Below are 17,307 nucleotides of genomic sequence, written 5' to 3' on the forward strand. Positions count from 1 at the left end.
TGAGCGATGAGATAACACTCACGCAAAATCTGACTGCACAATGCTTTATGCAGGGCCACAAGTAAAACTCACCCATGATACCAGTCAAAACCTACAAGTGGGTAAATTTGCGTAGCTAAAACCTCATTCTAAAGTTCAAAAGGCAGAAAGCAAAAAACACGATTTTTCATCGTGTTTTTATGAAACTTGCTAGAAATAAGCTTGCCTGAAACTGTATTAATTAGGCATTTGATATAGCCCTATAGAAAAGCTAGTGGCTGCCTATCAATATCTGTTGCTCGGCATTGGTTTTGGTCAGCTCTAGATTTTGGATAAATCGCCCTTCTACGTCAGTAATAGTAATTTTCCAATCATCTATCACGACGCTCTCGCCTTCTAAATCACCAACGAAGCCAAGTGCTTGCATGACCAGACCGCCCATCGTATCGACATCAGTATCGTCAAAACGACTACCCAGCTCATCATTACAGTCTTCAATTACTGTAGACGCTTGGACACGCCATGTGTTTGGCTTTTCTGGATCAGGGACGATGTTATTGATATCGCTGTCTTCATCAAAGTCATCATGCTCATCGACGATGTCGCCAACGATTTCTTCCAACAAATCTTCCATGGTGACCACACCACCGAAGTTACCAAACTCATCAACGACAATCGCCATATGTACTTGGGTGCGCTGCAATGAGCGTAGCAAGGTATCAGAACGAGCCGTTTCACTGATATATAACGGCTGGCGCACCAAGTCTCTGAGACGCTTACTGTCAATTTTGTCTTCTTGATTGCGAACCATATGTACCAGAATCGGAATCAAGTCTTTTGCCAATAAGATACCGATGACGGCATCATCATCTTGACTGTCAAAAACAGGATAGCGCGAGTGAGTGGTCTCAAGAATGATGTCCATCACTTCGGCAAGACTGGTGCTCTCGTGCAAGCCAATCACTTGCGGACGCGGCGTCATGATTTCGCGGACTTGTGTCGCAGGCAAATCTAGCACGCCTTCTAGCATATCGACCGTATCAGGCTCTAAAAACTGGCGCGAGTCTTGTACCAGACGAATCAATTCATCACGGGTTTCGGGGGCGGTCGATAGCCAGCGTTTTAAGCCGCGCATCGACCAACTACTCGGGCTGGGAGTGTCGTCAGACATGGTGGTGTGATTTAACCTCTTTAGTTAATAAAAATTAGAATAGTATTCAATAAAAAAACGAACAATACTCAATAAAAAAATAAGTAGAGCCTAGATGGGGATAAAAGTAGCAAATAAAACAGCTGGTTTGTTATTAATTACTGCATGAATAACAAACTAGCTAGTACAAATTAGCTTCACTTTATCGCAAGGCTCACCGACATTCAACGACAAATTCACTCAAATTGTATTGTCAGCGTGTTATAAACTTTGCTATGGTCAAAGCCTTTATTTATCAAAGCAAACCCTATGTCGCTACGTTCCTTCTTTTCTCGCTTACTCTCGTCGCATACGCGTAGTCGACTGTCAGACAGTCGTGGCTTAGAGAGCTGTGGTTTAGAGAGTCTGGACTTAAAACGCAAAACATTAGAACGTAAACAGCCAAAGCCTACATGGCGCCAGCGTCTTGTGACTTTTTTAATTGCCGTTACGTTATTGTTATCAGCGCTATGGTTATTACTCGCGATTTGGTATCAATACGGCGTCAGCTCAGTATTGACTTGGCTTGCGACAATAGCAATTGTAGGCATATTAGCTGCGCTGCTAAGTACACGTTATTGGGATGCCGTCACAAGAGTATTGCACAGTGACTCATTATCTAATAAAAAATCAATTAGCAAAAATATAGCAACCAAGCTACTTATCGGCGTATATGGCGCTATTTGGCTTGTAGGTCTAGGTTGGTTTTTTTCTATCGAACCGAAACAAGATCGAGAATGGATGGCTGAAGTCGACCAGCGAGTCTCCTATGAGCGCGATGCGACCAATCCTGACTTGATTACCTTAACCAATGTTCGAAACTTTGATTGGCAAACTGAAGAAGACGCTACCGAGCATTGGGATACCCGTACGATTGATTTGTCTAAACTCTCTGGCGTTGATGTGACCAACTCTTATTGGATGGGACCACTAATCGCTCATACCTTGGTTAGCTTTCGATTTGAAGGTGATAGACCACTTGCCTTCTCATTTGAGATTCGTAAAGAAGACGGCGAGTCTTTTTCAGCGCTGGCTGGGTTTTTTCGACGTTATGAGCTGAGCCTGATTGCCGCAGAAGAGCGCGATATTATTTACACTCGCAGCAATGCGCGCGGCGAGCAGGTTTATCTGTTTCCTATCAGTAATTTGCAGCAGCATGAAGTGAGGTCGCTATTTGAATCTTATCTAACGGCGGCTGATGATTTGAACGCTAAACCTGCTTGGTACAATACATTGCTCAGCAACTGTACCAATATTATCTTTTATATGGCGCGTATCGTCAGTGGCGATCGTTTGCCATGGGATTATCGAATTTGGGTCTCTGGTTGGTTACCGAACTATCTATATGATGTAGGCATGTTGGATGCGGCGCCAGAAAAGGACAACCAGCCTTGGTCAATGAATACGTGGTATGAGCGCACTCATATCAACCCAAAAGCAAAAGGCTTTGATAATCAAGTCAACTCACAGTCTGATACCAATAGAGATAAAAACAGCCGTAAATTTTCACAGCAGATTCGTCAAGATATTCCGATACCAGCATTGGCTAACTCGCAAGCCAGTGCTGAAGCAAAGGCCAAATCTACTGCTCAGGCATCTAACTAACTGTAGACTAAGGGTTAACCCAGTTAACCACCCGCGTTTCCATCTCTTCATCAGACATACCGATTTCCGTGACACAGCGACCGGCGACGCCCACGTTGGCCGCTCGCATTTGTTGTTGTGTTACCACAGCATCCCCAGTCAATAATAAATGCCAACTTGGTAAGCCCTGCCCTTTATACAAACGCTTATAAGCGCAGTGCGATGGTAGCCACATCATCTTGGGTAAGTTGTCCATAGTCAGCTGAATACAGTCTGGTACGTGCTCCTGACGCGTTGCATAGTGACTGCAATACCCCGTCGCGCAGTCCATCAACTGGCAGGTGACATCGGTATATTCGACCAGCTCCTCATCTACATTGCCACTTTCATCTTCATCGATATACTTAATCAAGCAACAACTGCCGCAACCATCGCACAACGCTTCCCACTCGCTATGGTTTAGTTCTGTTAACGCAAATCGCGACCAAAACTGCGGACGTAGTGGCTCAGACTCATACTTAGAGTCAGAATCAGCATTAGAATCGACAACGGTACTATCAGGGAACAAACTCACCGATTGCGCAGGCTTGGCCGCTGCATCGAGACCTAAGTTCAAGTCTGATTGGTCATTATTTTTGTTTAACAAATTTATAGTCATAAAGTCGCAGTAGCATTTTGATAAAGAGCGTTACAGTATTATAGCTGTTTTTGCTAGACATGGGCGTTAAGGTAGTACGAGTTAGAAAAACGAACCATCACAATGACGAATAATTAAAACTCACAACATAAAAAAGGACAATAATATGTCAATTAAGACGTTTGAATTAATCAGTACTACCGAGAATGGTGTAGAACTTATCAGTTATGTAGCACTACCAGAAAACGCTTCAGATGAAAATCCAGCAGCAGGTATCTTAGTTGCACCAGAATGGTGGGGCGTGGTCGATCATCCAAAATCAGTGGTTGAGCGTTTGGCAGAAGCGGGCTATGCAGCAGTCGCTATGGACGTTTACGGTGAAGGCAAATTAACTACTGATGCAGCGCAGGCAAACATGTGGATGGAGCAAGTACTGGCCGATCAAGACATGCTAATGGCACGCTGCCGCTTAATTTTGAATGATTTCAGCGATCAGTTATCAGTCGATGGTGATAACCTAGGCGCAATCGGTTACTGCTTCGGTGGTAAAGTTGTACTAGATATGGCTCGCGAAGGCATGCCGCTAAAAGCAGTTGCCACTTTCCACGGTAACCCAACGCCAAAACAGCCAGCAGACAAAAGCTTTGCAGCAAAAGTGTTGGTCGCTCATGGTCGTGATGACTCAATGGTATCAATGGATGCTATCGAAGGTCTAAAATCAGAGCTAGATGCAGCCGATGTTGATTACACTATTGACGTTTATGACAACGCCAAACATGGCTTTACCAATCCGCATGCTGATGAACGCGCTGCTAAAAACGAAGTAGATCTTGGTTACAATGAAGCCGCTGCTAAACAAAGCTGGGAAAATATGCTTGAGTTTATGAAAGCCAATTTAGCATAAAAAATGATTTGGTATAAAGATCATTAAAAAGGGTAGCTTAATTATTAAGCTACCCTTTTATTTTGAGTGTCATTCTAGCATTTGTCTTTTAGCCCAGTAATCAGAGTAGTCTTGTGCTTCTTATCAAATCACGTCATTATCACTTTACTATAAACTGGATTGAGTGACGAAGATGTTGTATCTAATGGTGACCCAGTTGGGCTGGCTGGCTTTTACGATTTTATTGATCGTAGTGGTCGCGTTATATACTAGGATAGCTCGAAAAATCGAGCATCTACGCCGTGATGTAACGACGCTGCAAGCTGAGCTTGAGCAGCAAAGACATCGTATTATGTCGCCTCCATCTGCACCTTTGATCGATAAAAGCAATTACGCACGCAACACTACTACTAACGATAATGATCTTAAAGACAATATTCCTAAAGACAGTAACACTAAAGACCATGATGCTAAAGAAATAGCTTTTGACTCACAGCACTCTTCTCTAGATAATCGGCTGCCTGTATCACCACCACCGCTTCCTACCGTTGCTTCAAACTCGACCACACATGCAGCATCAAATATATCTAATAGTAAATCTATAGACGATAACGCCTCGATAAATACGAAAAACACGGCGTCTACCGCACCGATTGAGCCAGATGAACGCTCACTACCTATCGTTACCTCACTGATTCATTCAATCAAAAACTGGTTTTTCGGTGGCAACTTGGTCGTGCGAGTCGGCGTATTGGTTCTGCTAGTAGGTGTGGTGCTCCTGCTTCGCTTATTAAGCGAATATATCGAGATTTCGATTGCCACGAAGTTGATAACAGTTGGCGTTACAGGGTTAGCATTGGCAGCGCTTGGATTAAAGCTGACCGCAAAACGCTTTTCATATGGGATTACGCTACAAGGTGCAGGCTTAGCGATTGCCTATCTAAGTACTTTTTTTGCTTACAGTGTTTATGAAATCATTCCTAGTATCCCGAGCTTTATCGGACTTGGGTTATTGTCTGCCATTACCATTGCTCTCGCCGTACGTCAAAACGCCTTCCCATTAGCATTACTAGCATTATCGGGTGGATTTTTTGCACCGATTTTGACCAGTGAAGATACTGGTAGCTTGGTCACGTTATTTAGCTATTATCTACTGCTAAACGTCACGATTGCCGTCATTGCTCATTATCGACCATGGAAAATACTGAATCTCTTCGGTGTAACTGTGACATTTGGCTTGGCATACTATTGGGGTATCAGCGAAAACCTGAGCGCCGTCATTGAAACGCAGCGCTGGTCATTGGTAGCGTTAGCAACCTTACACTGGCTGCTTTACTTATTTGTCGTCATTCGTTATGCGCAGCAAATCATCACCTATAATGCGCTAAACGAAAAAGACCTCAGTCATGCTGATAATGTAGATGACACAAAACACTTGGACAGAGCCCATGTAGGCAGCTCCTATGTATTTCCCATTGATACGGGCTTACTATTTTCAGTACCGCTACTGGCTTTTGGTTTGTTTTCTGCCTTACTAAACGACATTTCTAACGCCCTCACGATTACCAGTGCCATTTTGGCTACGGTTTATCTTGGGGTGGGCTGGTTGTTCATCCAGCGCAGTAGACGCTATGCTTTAATCACCGAAGGCATGCTGGCGTTAGGGTTAGGGTTTTTTGCGCTCGTTATTCCGCTGGCGCTAAATGCTGAATGGATTGCTTTTGGTTGGTCTGTACAAGGATTGGCGCTAGTATGGTTTGGACGACGCTCGTTGAGGTCTTGGTCGGTGTTATTCGGTTTACTATTACAGCTCGTCAGTATTGGTATGCTAGTGACGACAGCGATATTCTCTATCGAAGACTATCCTGTTTTGGCCTTTAGTATTTCAGCGCTCAGTTATCTAGCGACCGTCTTTATATTACGCGCTAGCAACTCCCCTGCCGCGCTGATTAATAGCTTAAATAGTAGTAACAACCTTAATAGCTTTAACAATAGTGGCGCTACAACATCCTCGGTCATACAATCACTGGACAGCACATCAGATGTCTTGACCAGCTATGCCCATGCGCTGGGTGTCAGTACGCAAGCTGCGCAGCAATGGCTGACCTCTATCAATAGTCAGAGTCGCGTATTCAAATTCGTTTGGCATAGCCCTAGATTCATCAAATTTTTGACATTGACCGCGATGGCTTGGATGCTACAAGTACTGATGCTTGATTTGCATCATTGGTTTGATATCTGGCAATCAAGTACGACCGTAATTGCACTAGCAGCACTCATGAGCCTGATCGCTTATTGGGTCATCAATCGCTATCGTCCATGGGTGGAAATCAGACAGCTTAGTCATGGATTGCTAGCTTTGTTCTACTTTATGCTAATACTGCAACTGCCCCAAAAGTTTGAGCAAAATTTAACATGGGCAACAGCGGAATGGTTGGTCTTAATAGGGTTGATAGTCGGCTGGTTAGTCATGGGTCAGCTATGGTTAAAGACATGGTCTGATACATGGTCCGATAACAAAAACACCTCACGTTATACTGCTGCAAGTTGGCTAGGTACAGGCATCTTACTTATCGCTGCCGCTGCGCATTATGGCCTACCAGACTCTGATGGCGTGATGGCTTTCTTGTTTTCAGCGGTACTTATATTATTTGGACTATGGTTCAATCGTCGTTATCTCAGTCAAAATGCAGAAAATACATCAACTAATCCAGTTTCAAAACAAGGTCTGCTGTACTGGTTTGATTGGCAACAAGCATTATTAGGAGGCGCTGCCATTTTTGCTCCCATTGCTTTACTGTGGGTTGTTCTTACCAATTGGTCTTATGACGGTATGATTTGGGGAATGTCTTATTTTCCATTATTCAACCTATACGACATCACATCGTGGCTGACACTATCGGTTGGTTTTAGTCTGTATTACATCAGCCAACGTCGCCACAATGAAACCGTTATAGAATCGGGTGCAACTGCCAAATCTAAGCACGTATTCAACGCTGAAAGTCTGTTAATTGTATTGGGGCTGATCAGCTTTTGGTTAATCTCCAGTATGTTGGTCAGAACGCTACATGCCTTTATTGGCACACCACTTTGGAATGACTATCAAGGCGGCGCATGGCAAAGCGAGCAAGTACAAACAGGACTGACGATTTTATGGACGCTCTTGGCATTGATCGCCACCATCATGGCGAGTCGCTACTGGCAACGCGCGCTTTGGTTTATGGGTATTGGACTATTAGGTATCGTCGTACTTAAGCTTGTCTTGGTAGATTTGTCACAGACTGAGGCAATTTGGCGAGTCATATCTTTCCTTGGCGCAGGCAGTTTAATACTATTAATTGGTTACCTTGCCCCATTACCACCCGCGCATGAGGAAACAGAAAACCAAAATCAAGCGTAATGACAAAGCTGGTTGGGTGAAATTGTGCCGTGAGCAAGGTGGTTCTGTAGTAAACTGGACACCATTAGAAAGTAAACGTTGATTGTTTTACTTTTAGCATTTTTTATAAAAGGTTATGAAAGCAGATGGATAAGAGAGCAAGTATTCAGTGGTTCCCTGGGCATATGAACAAAGCCCGTAACGAAATCAAAGAAGTCATGCCGCAGATGGATTTGGTCATCGAGGTCATCGATGCGCGTATTCCATATAGTAGTGAAAACCCAATGGTCGCAGCACTGCGCGGCGAAAAACCTGTTATCAAAATCCTGAACAAAGCTGACCTTGCCGATCCTGAGTTGACGCAAGCTTGGATGGATTATCTCGAGCAGCAAGATGGGGTCAAAGCCATTGCTTGCGATACTGAAAAAGCCAATGATGTTAAACGCATCATCGCCATCTGTAAGCATCTTGTACCCAATAAAGTCGGGACCGGTCGTCAAATCAAAGCGATGATTATGGGTATTCCAAACGTTGGCAAATCAACGCTGATCAATACGTTAGCAGGACGCGCTGTGGCGAAAACAGGCGACGAGCCAGCCGTGACCAAGTCGCAGCAGCTGATTAAGCTTGACGATGATATCATGCTCTATGACACGCCCGGTATGCTATGGCCGAAAGTTGAAAACGAAAACTCAGGCTATCGTCTAGCAGCAACAGGCGGTATCCGTGATACGGCTTTTGACTTCGCTGATGTGGCAAGCTATACCGCTGAGTACTTGATGCAAGCCTATCCTGAGCTGCTAAAAACCCGCTACAAAATTGAAGAGCTGCCAAAGACTGATTGGGAGTTTTTTGAAGTGGCTGGGCGTAATCGCGGCTGTGTACGCGCGGGCAATCAAGTCGATACGTATCGCATGTCTGAGATTCTCATTAACGAATTGCGTAGCGCGAAGATTGGTCGTATCACGCTAGAAACACCAGCGATGACTGAAGCTGAAGAAATCGTCGTCGCTGAACAACGACTCGCTGCTGAAGAGAAGAAAAAAGCGAAAGAGGAAGAAAAGCGCTTACGTCGTCTAAAAACGCGGAAGAATCGGAAGTAGCGTTTATTTAAAAAATCATTGCTCAAAAAGCTACTACCTATATAAAAGCCCTTATGGGCTTTTTTTATGTCTGTATTATCTGTATAACATCAGTATCGTATATCAGAATTATAAATATAGAGAGTGCTTAATGACAGATTACAGCGTAATGAAAGAGTTAACTTTTTCTAGCAGAGATGAGTTCACACGTAAGCCTATCGCTGAAAAAATCATTAAACTCTTGGACTCAGATATTGATGTCTCACCACTTATCATCGACGGTAAATGGGGTACAGGTAAAACCGAGTTTTGCTTCAAACTTAAAAATTTGATTGAAGCGAACAATACGAATAATTATAAAGTTGGTTACGTTAATGCCTTTCAAGCTGACCATGCAAATGAGCCGCTGTTAACGCTGATTGCAGAAGTGGCTGGATTCTATGATAAGAACGACGATAGGCGAAAAAGCTTTATCAAAAACGCAATTCCCTATTTGCGTTTAGTCTCAGGTATAGGTATCAAGGCAATAGCGAGCTTGGCATTTGGCAAATATGCAGCAGATATTCCTGACGACTTTCAAGAGGGCATGGAAGCTATAGAAGATGGTTCAGACTCATTTATTGACCAATCTCTTGAGTCAATGATTAAAGATCAAGTAGAAGCTGAAAAGAACTTATCAACTCTTAGAGAAGCCTTAAAAAATATAGCAGCTATTAATCCAGTTATCCTTCTAATTGATGAACTTGACCGCTGTCGTCCAGATTTTGCAGTAATGATGTTAGAGACGATCAAGCATGTGTTTGATGTAGATAATGTACAAATTATATTAATTACCAATGCTGAGCAGCTTAAAGCCACTATAAAACATAGCTATGGTAGCGAGACTGACTCACACAGCTATTTATATAAATTTTTTAAATATCAAATTAACCTGCCAACGACCATCAAAGATGTTGAAGGCAGGTCTATTGAAAATAACGTCACTTATTTCAAAGCGACAGTTCAAGCTAGCAGGGTAATTCCTCAAGACTTTAAAGACAACGAATTTATCTATGAGATTCCAACATTTCTTGATGTTGGTACGCTGTCTCTACGAAATATTGAGCAAATCGTCCGCTGTATAGAGACTCTAGTAGTATTTGAAAATATTGAGCGGAGTAAATCATTGACTATTGAACAGATTTTAATGGTCTTTCTATCATTTGTTTATATGATGGATAGAGATTTACTAAATCAAATCATAACAAGACATATAAATCCGACTAAATTTTCAAATTTTGTCAGAGGCACTAGGTTAGATATGAGGCAACCGTATTCTAGGTCTGACATCCTTAATGATTTGTCCGTCAAAAATCTTTTCTCGATTGCATTTGATAAGTATTTTGTAAATTCTTTTCTAGACCTACCAAGTAGTACTATTGAACAACAAGAAGTGCAAAGGCATATCAAGATTAGTTTAGGCAAATATGATTATATCAGCGATATACATAATGATGAATACATTAAGCAGATAATCAATAACCTCCTACTATTCGACATCGTTAAGTAGTTATTTTTATTATATTATTTCATAGAAACACGTCAAAACTGGGTCGTAGCAAATACGTATATCAGGTATAATTGTTTACCTTCAAAAAATCAAATATAAGAGCCTATGACCCAGCTAACTGCCAACTCTATACCTTCTGATACCGATTTTAGCCATTCTCCAACATCCCTAAACTCCTTTGCCCCGCGCCTACTCGATTGGTTTGCCGAAAATGGTCGCCATGACTTACCTTGGCAACAGCATCAAACCGATACACCCAACCCTTATATCGTTTGGTTATCCGAAGTGATGCTTCAGCAAACGCAAGTGACCACTGTACTGCCCTACTTTGCACGTTTTATGGCGTCATTTCCGACCGTGCAGGATTTGGCCGCAGCGGAGTGGGATTTGGTTGCCGAGCATTGGGCAGGGCTTGGCTATTATGCACGCGCGCGTAATTTGCATAAAGGAGCTAAGCAGTTGGTCGAAGTAATCGATGAAACGGGTAACTTTCCGCAGACGCTCACAGGATGGGAAGCTATTTCGGGCGTTGGGCCATCGACTGCTGGTGCAATTATGGCGATGGGACTGCATCATTATGGCGTCATCTGTGATGGTAACGTCAAACGAGTGCTGACACGTTGGGCCGCTATCGACGGTGATATCACTAAATCTGCTACCACCAAAGATTTATGGGCATTGGCAGAACGCCTAACACCGACAGAAAACTCAGGATTGTTTGCGCAAGCCATGATGGATATGGGTGCGACATTATGTACCCGTAGCAAGCCTGCCTGCCTATTATGTCCATTAAAAGAAGACTGCCTAGCCCATGCGCAAGGACGCGAAACTGATTACCCCGTCAAAGCAAAAAAGCAGCCCAAACCTAGTAAGTTCAGTGACGCACTGCTCATCGAAAGTTCAGATGGTGAGATATTGTGGCTACAACGCCCTGACAATGGTATCTGGGGTGGATTGTGGAGTTTGCCATTACAGTTTGTGGAAAAGGTTGATGGTAAAAGTAATAAGGCTACCGTTAAAAAGACACTAGCTAACGATGACAAACTATCGAATATGCCAAATGACGTACGTAGTAATGAAAAAGTATACGAAGCAGAATTTACCACTGCTGAGCAAATCATAAATGAATGGCTGATAAAAAATGAACTGGTCACAAAATCAGTTAGCAATACTTTACTCGATGACGCTCCTATTAAACATTCGCTGACGCATTTTCACTGGTATTTGACCCCGCGTAAACTGATGATTGATGCGACGCAGGTAACTGAGTTAAATCAGAAGTTAGCAGCGGCTGAAATTGAATTTAAGTGGCTAACCGAACAAAAAGCGCAAGACAGCCTAGGACTGCCTCGCGCGATGGTTAAAATCTTAGAATAAGAAATTGGAATAAAAAAAGCGACTCACTATTAATAATGAGTCGCTTTTTTATGATGATAATATAAAGATAACTAAGCCTACAGCACTTTAAGACTTTAGCACACGTAAACGCATAAGGCCTTCTTGTTGCACAGTAGCGACCAGTTTGCCATCCTGCCAAAACTGGCCATGGTTCAATCCTTTCGCATTAGACGTGGTATCACTCCACATGTCATACAACATCCATTTATTCAAATCAAAATCACGATGGAAATGCATCGAATGGTCAATACTGGCAGCCTGTAGACCACTGGTCATAAAGCTCACACCATGTGACATCAGCCCTGTGCCAACCAAATAAAAGTCAGACGAGAATGCCAATAGTGCTTGCTGAATAGCCACTGGCTGATTGCCCAATTCACGAATGCGTAGCCAGTTTGCTTGCTTAGGCTTCATTGGTTCTGGGCTAATCGGATTACGCGGCTTCACTGGCTTAATCTCGACATGACGGCGGCGCATAAATCTTGCTTTTAGCGCTTCTGGCACTTTTCCAACATTTTCTTCTTTTAAATCTTGCTCTGTCAGCAAGTCTTCTGGCGGTGGATAGACAGGCATGTCTTCTTGATACTCAAGCCCATCTTCCATCGGTGAAAACGAGGCAATCATTGAAAATATCACTTGCTCAACAGGCGGCTTACCACGTACTTCTTTGTACTGAATAGCGGTGACTTCACGTGCAGACAAGCTACGACCATCACGCAATCGACGGACTTGGTATATTACCGGTTGGTTGATATCGCCACCACGCAAAAAATACCCATGCAGTGAGTGACAAGGTTTGTCTTTATCTAATGTATGCGCCGCTGCCATAATCGCTTGGGCGAGCACTTGCCCACCAAATATACGACTGCCCACATAGTCATGGCTTTTACCCTCAAACACATCAGGGGTAACTTCAATAAGCGCGATAGTAGCCAGCAGCTCATCAATCAGTTGTAGATTATCGGACATGACGATATGTTTCCTTATTTTTATCAAAAACGCTCAGCATCTGATGATATTGATGCCATATAGCCATCATATTTGAATGTAAAATAATGCGAGATCACTTGTTAAGATCTGTCGAAGGAGACCTTAAAATAAACATACAGACATCGTTAGCGATGTTATCACCGAATATTTATTTTCTATAGAAAAGGTAAACATCTTACCCAATATTGGTGGCTTTGACTAGTTACTGTCGGCTTACTCATAAGTATTGCTTGTCTGTTTTTGCCAGACAAATCACAAATAAAGATCAAAACAAGTAATCTCAACCATAAAAAAAACGAGATGTATAATAACACCTCGTTTTTGAAAAATACGCCGATGTTTATGGCTTAACTGCTACGAGTACGCGAATAGAATCCGGTACTAATGACAAGTTACCAAGTGCTTGCTCACCTTGAGCTTTAAGCTGCTCTAAACGCTCAATCTCTTCAGGACGTACGTTTGGATTAATCGTCTGTAGATGTTTTAGACGCTTAATTTCGCGTGACCACTGCTGGCTAAAGCGGCTACTTGCTTGCTCACCAATCTCAGCAATCTGCTGACGAGCAATATCTTCAGCTTCGTAATAACGCTGCTCGATCACATCGCCGCGTACTTTAATGACTTGGCGGGCACGGTTTTTATCCAATCGCTCAACGTGCGGCATAATCATCTCAGCACTGATACGAGCCGATAAATCACTACCCTGCTCACTGATAAAGACACGAATGTTTTGCGTGGACAAAGTCGCTGGTAGATTAAGCACTTTTGGCGCAATCGCTTCAACACGGAAGTTCACCTCTAGCAGTACCATACCTTGTGGAACAGCGGCACTTTTCAGCATGGCAACTGTCGTGTTACCAAAGGTGCTAGTGCTCGCTAGCTCATAAATCGCACGCATCAATGGATGCTCGTGAGTGATAAACTCGATATCTTCACGTTGAAGCGCTTGCTCACGCTCAAAGGTCAAGGTCATACCGTCTTCATCACCAAGTGGCAAACCATCAATATAGTCACTGATCTCGGTGCTATCGATAGGTGCGATCACCCACGAGCCATCACGCTGGATATTATGATCGATATTGGCAGACGCAAAGAAACGCTCAATAAAGTGCGGCAGCAAATTATTACCATCAAAGTCACGCATAGCATCGGCGATACGACCTGCGACACGCGGACGGCATGAGTTGTACTCTAGCAGACGGTCACGACCAGCTTGTAGCTGTGCTTCTAGTCCCAAACGTGTCTGTAGCGCCTCGTCAATGATGTCTTGCAAGATGACATTGTTTTCAGCGGTATCAGCACCCTCAAGCATTGGCTTGAGCTCTTGGATATATTGCTCTTGCACGCTTTGTGCCGTTGGCGATATCTGATTGAACATGTTCAGCGCATCGTTATACCACTGATACAGACGCTCTTGCGCTGTACCTTGCACATAAGGTACATGTAGCATGATTTGCTGCGTCTGACCGATACGATCTAGACGGCCAATACGCTGCTCTAACGTATCTGGGTTAGCAGGTAGATCCCATAGTATTAATTGGCTTGCAAACTGGAAGTTACGACCTTCTGAACCAATTTCTGAACATAGAAGTATCTGAGCGCCTTCACTATCTGCAAAGAATGCAGCTGCTTGGTCTCGCTCAAGCAAAGTCATCTGCTCAGTAAAGATAGCTGTTTTGATACCTGCATGCAGACGCAATACCGCCTCTAAACTCTCTACCGTCGCACCACTACGAGCGATTAATAGGACTTTTTGATGCTTCAGCTCACCGCGTAGGATATCAATCAACCAAGAGACGCGCGGGTCGTCCTCTAACCAGCCACCATCTGGTTGGTTTTCTTCGCCCCATAGCTGCTCACGCAACTTGCCATTGGTTTGATAGCTGTCTTTCCATGCTTCAGGTAATGGCAATGGATATGGCTGGCTACTGCGGCCATAGAAACCTTTCACACTCTCACGAGTATTACGGAACAAAATACGACCTGTACCATGACGATCTAGTAGCTCGTTTAGCGCATGCGTTCGTAGTTTTTCATCTTCATTGATTGAGGATAGCTCTTCAATACTGATGTCTAATAGACTACTTAAGGCAGCAATTTGGCCTTCATTCAATGGCTTTTCTTCTATCAAGACGCCAGCAACTGCTGCTGTTTCTGCAAAAGCTTCTTGACCATCGATAAACTCATCCAAATCATCAAAACGATCTGGATCAAGTAGACGCAAACGGGCAAAGTGACTTTGCGCCCCAAGCTGCTCTGGCGTTGCTGTCAATAGCATCACGCCTGGCGTTTCTTCTGCGAAATCTGCAATCAAGTCATACTTATCATTGCCGCCCTGCGCTTCATCCCAATGCAGATGATGCGCTTCATCAACAACCAATAAATCAAACCCTGCATCCATCGCTTGATCGTATAAGTCTGGGTGATCGAGTAACAGATCCATACCACCAATGATACATTGCTCAGTGGCAAAGACGTTTTGTTCAGGGTCGTGTTCTTTAATAGCCGCAGTACGCACTAGATCAAACAAGGCAAAGTTTAGATTAAAGCGACGACGCAGCTCAATCATCCATTGATACTGCAAGCTATCGGGCACTAAAATCAACACACGCTCAGCTTTACCTGTTAGCAACTGCTGATGAATAATCATGCCCGCTTCGATGGTCTTACCAAGGCCAACTTCATCAGCCAGTAGTACACGCGGTGCGATACGCTTACCGACTTCATGTGCAATATATAGCTGATGCTCGATGATATCGACACGTGCACCCATCAACCCTTTTAGTGGGTGGCCTGCTAGCGCTGACTGCATGCGCAAGATGTCTTGACGCAGCTCATACCAATCACCGCGCTCAATACGGCCAGCAAGCAAACGCTCAAGCGGCTTGGCCAACGTGATATTGGCAGCAAGACGGGTTTCCATGATGCCGCGCTCGTGCTCATCGACGCCATATTTAAGTACGCCCATCACTTCATCAACAGCATTGACCGTATAGCTTTTGCCATCTTGATCGTAGATGCTATCGCCCACCTTAAACACCACGCGCGATAATGGCGCAGAGTTTTTTGCGTAGACGCGTGTCTCTTCACTTTGCGGAAATAAAATATGCACACATCGGTCGTCAACATCGATGACCACACCTAAGCCAAGCTCAGACTCCGTATCAGATAAATAACGTTGACCAACGGCGAATTCAGTACTGTGCAATGAAGCAATAGAGATAGTCATAAGGCGATGTCTTTTGTACTCAGATAATGAAATTTAGATAGATAGCTTAGAAAACAGCAATGGCGGCTAACAATAGCTAAATAAGGTTGTTCACACCATAAAATGTCAAAAAGACATAGAAGAAGTGCCACAACACCAATCAAGCCAATCGTTAAGCCCAACCATTATATAACGTTAGCGGGTAGATGAGTGCGTTAAGTTGAATTTTCAAGAGGCAGCTTGCGATAGCTATGATTTTATCAGCTATTTAATCGATACTATGTCAGACCAATATACGATTGTTAAATAATACAGATTATCCTATTTCAACAGCAGCTTATATCTATTCAATCGATATTTGGCCAATTCGTTTTTGACTAAAAATATCAACGTGCTACATTAAGCCGATAAGAAATCATGCGATAGCCATTTATTCGCTAATTATCTATAAGACAACAATAAGTGAGGACTAGCCATGCAAGCCGTTTTTTTAGATAAAGGTACGTTTTCTGAAGGTATTGACCTGCCAGCGCCAATAGGTGTGAGCGATTACATCACTTATAACGACACGCCAAAAGACACGGCTGTCATCATTGAACGCTGCAAAGATGCTGACATTATTATTACCAACAAAGTCCAGATTGGTGCAGAAGTAATAGAGCAATTGCCGAAACTCAAGCTTATCCAACTGACTGCTACTGGCATGAATAACGTCGATCAAGAGGCTTGCGATAAGCACAGTGTTGCGCTGTTCAATGTCGCTGGTTATGCGGTCAAAAGCGTGCCCGAACACACATTTATGCTTATGTTAAATGCAATGCGCGCAGGCATCCACTACCATCAGAAAGTCGCTGATGGCACGTGGCTGGCAAACGGCAATTTTTGCCTGCTGGATATTCCGCTGATTGATTTGGAAGATAAGATATTAGGTATCATCGGTATTGGCACTATCGGCAAACGCGTAACCGAGGTTGCTCGTGCCTTTGGTATGACCGTACTATGGGCAGAACACCAAGGACGCGAACCGCGCAGCGACGACTATACCGAGTTTGATGAAGTATTAGCGCGTGCGGATGTGATCAGTCTGCACTGTCCATTGAATGAACAAACTGAGCATCTTATTAACAAAGATACTCTGGCGAAAATGGTTAAACAACCGCTCATCGTCAACGTCGCACGTGGCGGCATTGTTGATAGCCAGGCATTAACTGACGCGATTAATAGTGAGCAAATCATCGGCTATGCTAGCGATGTGTTTGAACAAGAACCGATCGCCGATAATGACCCTTTGCTCAGTATCAGCGACCATCCGCGTGTTATCTTTAGTCCGCACAATGCATGGGGTAGCAAAAGCGCTCAAGAGACCTTATGGCAGATGTTAAGCAAGCAGGTCGCTGACTTCATCGACAACCATCATCAATAATTACCA

11 protein-coding genes are annotated in these 17,307 nt (G+C 43.6%); 7 read left to right on the forward strand and 4 right to left on the reverse strand.

The genetic code is table 11. The features are described from left to right. Positions 1 to 250 precede the first annotated feature (250 nt). A complete protein-coding gene (locus I3249_RS03405) occupies positions 251 to 1,150 on the reverse strand; it encodes a CBS domain-containing protein (protein WP_057761902.1) in 900 nt (299 codons plus the stop codon). Between the two features lie 288 nt (positions 1,151 to 1,438). On the opposite strand from I3249_RS03405, the gene I3249_RS03410 reads away from it, so the two are divergent. Then, on the forward strand, positions 1,439 to 2,773 hold the full coding sequence (locus I3249_RS03410; protein WP_238068594.1) for a DUF4105 domain-containing protein: 1,335 nt from the start codon (positions 1,439 to 1,441) through the stop codon (positions 2,771 to 2,773). 7 nt (positions 2,774 to 2,780) lie between these two features. Here I3249_RS03410 and I3249_RS03415 read toward each other — a convergent pair whose 3' ends face one another. Beyond that, positions 2,781 to 3,320, reverse strand: coding sequence for a YcgN family cysteine cluster protein (locus tag I3249_RS03415; protein WP_238068746.1), 540 nt, complete (start codon positions 3,318 to 3,320; stop codon positions 2,781 to 2,783). 235 nt (positions 3,321 to 3,555) lie between these two features. On the opposite strand from I3249_RS03415, the gene I3249_RS03420 reads away from it, so the two are divergent. The 5 genes from I3249_RS03420 (at position 3,556) to mutY (ending at position 11,659) form a co-directional block, all read left to right on the forward strand. Next, entirely contained in the window at positions 3,556 to 4,293 is a 738-nt protein-coding gene (locus I3249_RS03420) for a dienelactone hydrolase family protein (RefSeq protein WP_238068596.1), read from the forward strand. A gap of 172 nt (positions 4,294 to 4,465) precedes the next feature. After that, a complete protein-coding gene (locus I3249_RS03425; RefSeq protein ID WP_238068598.1) occupies positions 4,466 to 7,672 on the forward strand; it encodes a DUF2339 domain-containing protein in 3,207 nt (1,068 codons plus the stop codon). A 125-nt stretch (positions 7,673 to 7,797) separates the two neighbouring features. Continuing rightward, positions 7,798 to 8,754, forward strand: a complete 957-nt coding sequence (ylqF, locus tag I3249_RS03430) for a ribosome biogenesis GTPase YlqF (RefSeq protein WP_057761911.1) — start codon at positions 7,798 to 7,800, stop codon at positions 8,752 to 8,754. Between the two features lie 130 nt (positions 8,755 to 8,884). Continuing rightward, positions 8,885 to 10,282, forward strand: coding sequence for a P-loop NTPase fold protein (locus I3249_RS03435; protein WP_238068601.1), 1,398 nt, complete (start codon positions 8,885 to 8,887; stop codon positions 10,280 to 10,282). A 105-nt stretch (positions 10,283 to 10,387) separates the two neighbouring features. Continuing rightward, a complete protein-coding gene (mutY, locus tag I3249_RS03440; RefSeq protein WP_238068604.1) occupies positions 10,388 to 11,659 on the forward strand; it encodes an A/G-specific adenine glycosylase in 1,272 nt (423 codons plus the stop codon). A gap of 87 nt (positions 11,660 to 11,746) precedes the next feature. Here the strand turns inward: mutY and I3249_RS03445 are convergent, their stop codons facing one another. Together I3249_RS03445 and rapA are read right to left on the reverse strand one after the other, a co-directional pair. After that, positions 11,747 to 12,649 carry an acyl-CoA thioesterase II gene (locus I3249_RS03445; RefSeq protein ID WP_238068606.1) on the reverse strand — a complete coding sequence of 301 codons (903 nt, stop codon included), beginning with the start codon at positions 12,647 to 12,649 and terminating at the stop codon, positions 11,747 to 11,749. 361 nt (positions 12,650 to 13,010) lie between these two features. Continuing rightward, entirely contained in the window at positions 13,011 to 15,899 is a 2,889-nt protein-coding gene (rapA, locus tag I3249_RS03450; protein WP_185156624.1) for an RNA polymerase-associated protein RapA, read from the reverse strand. 454 nt (positions 15,900 to 16,353) lie between these two features. Between rapA and I3249_RS03455 the strand changes: the two genes are divergently transcribed. After that, positions 16,354 to 17,301: an NAD(P)-dependent oxidoreductase gene (locus I3249_RS03455; RefSeq protein ID WP_238068607.1), complete on the forward strand. Its 948-nt coding sequence runs from the start codon at positions 16,354 to 16,356 to the stop codon at positions 17,299 to 17,301. Positions 17,302 to 17,307: the final 6 nt, after the last annotated feature.

It is taken from the genome of Psychrobacter sp. Ps1 (genome assembly GCF_022129425.1).
Classification (GTDB): domain Bacteria; phylum Pseudomonadota; class Gammaproteobacteria; order Pseudomonadales; family Moraxellaceae; genus Psychrobacter.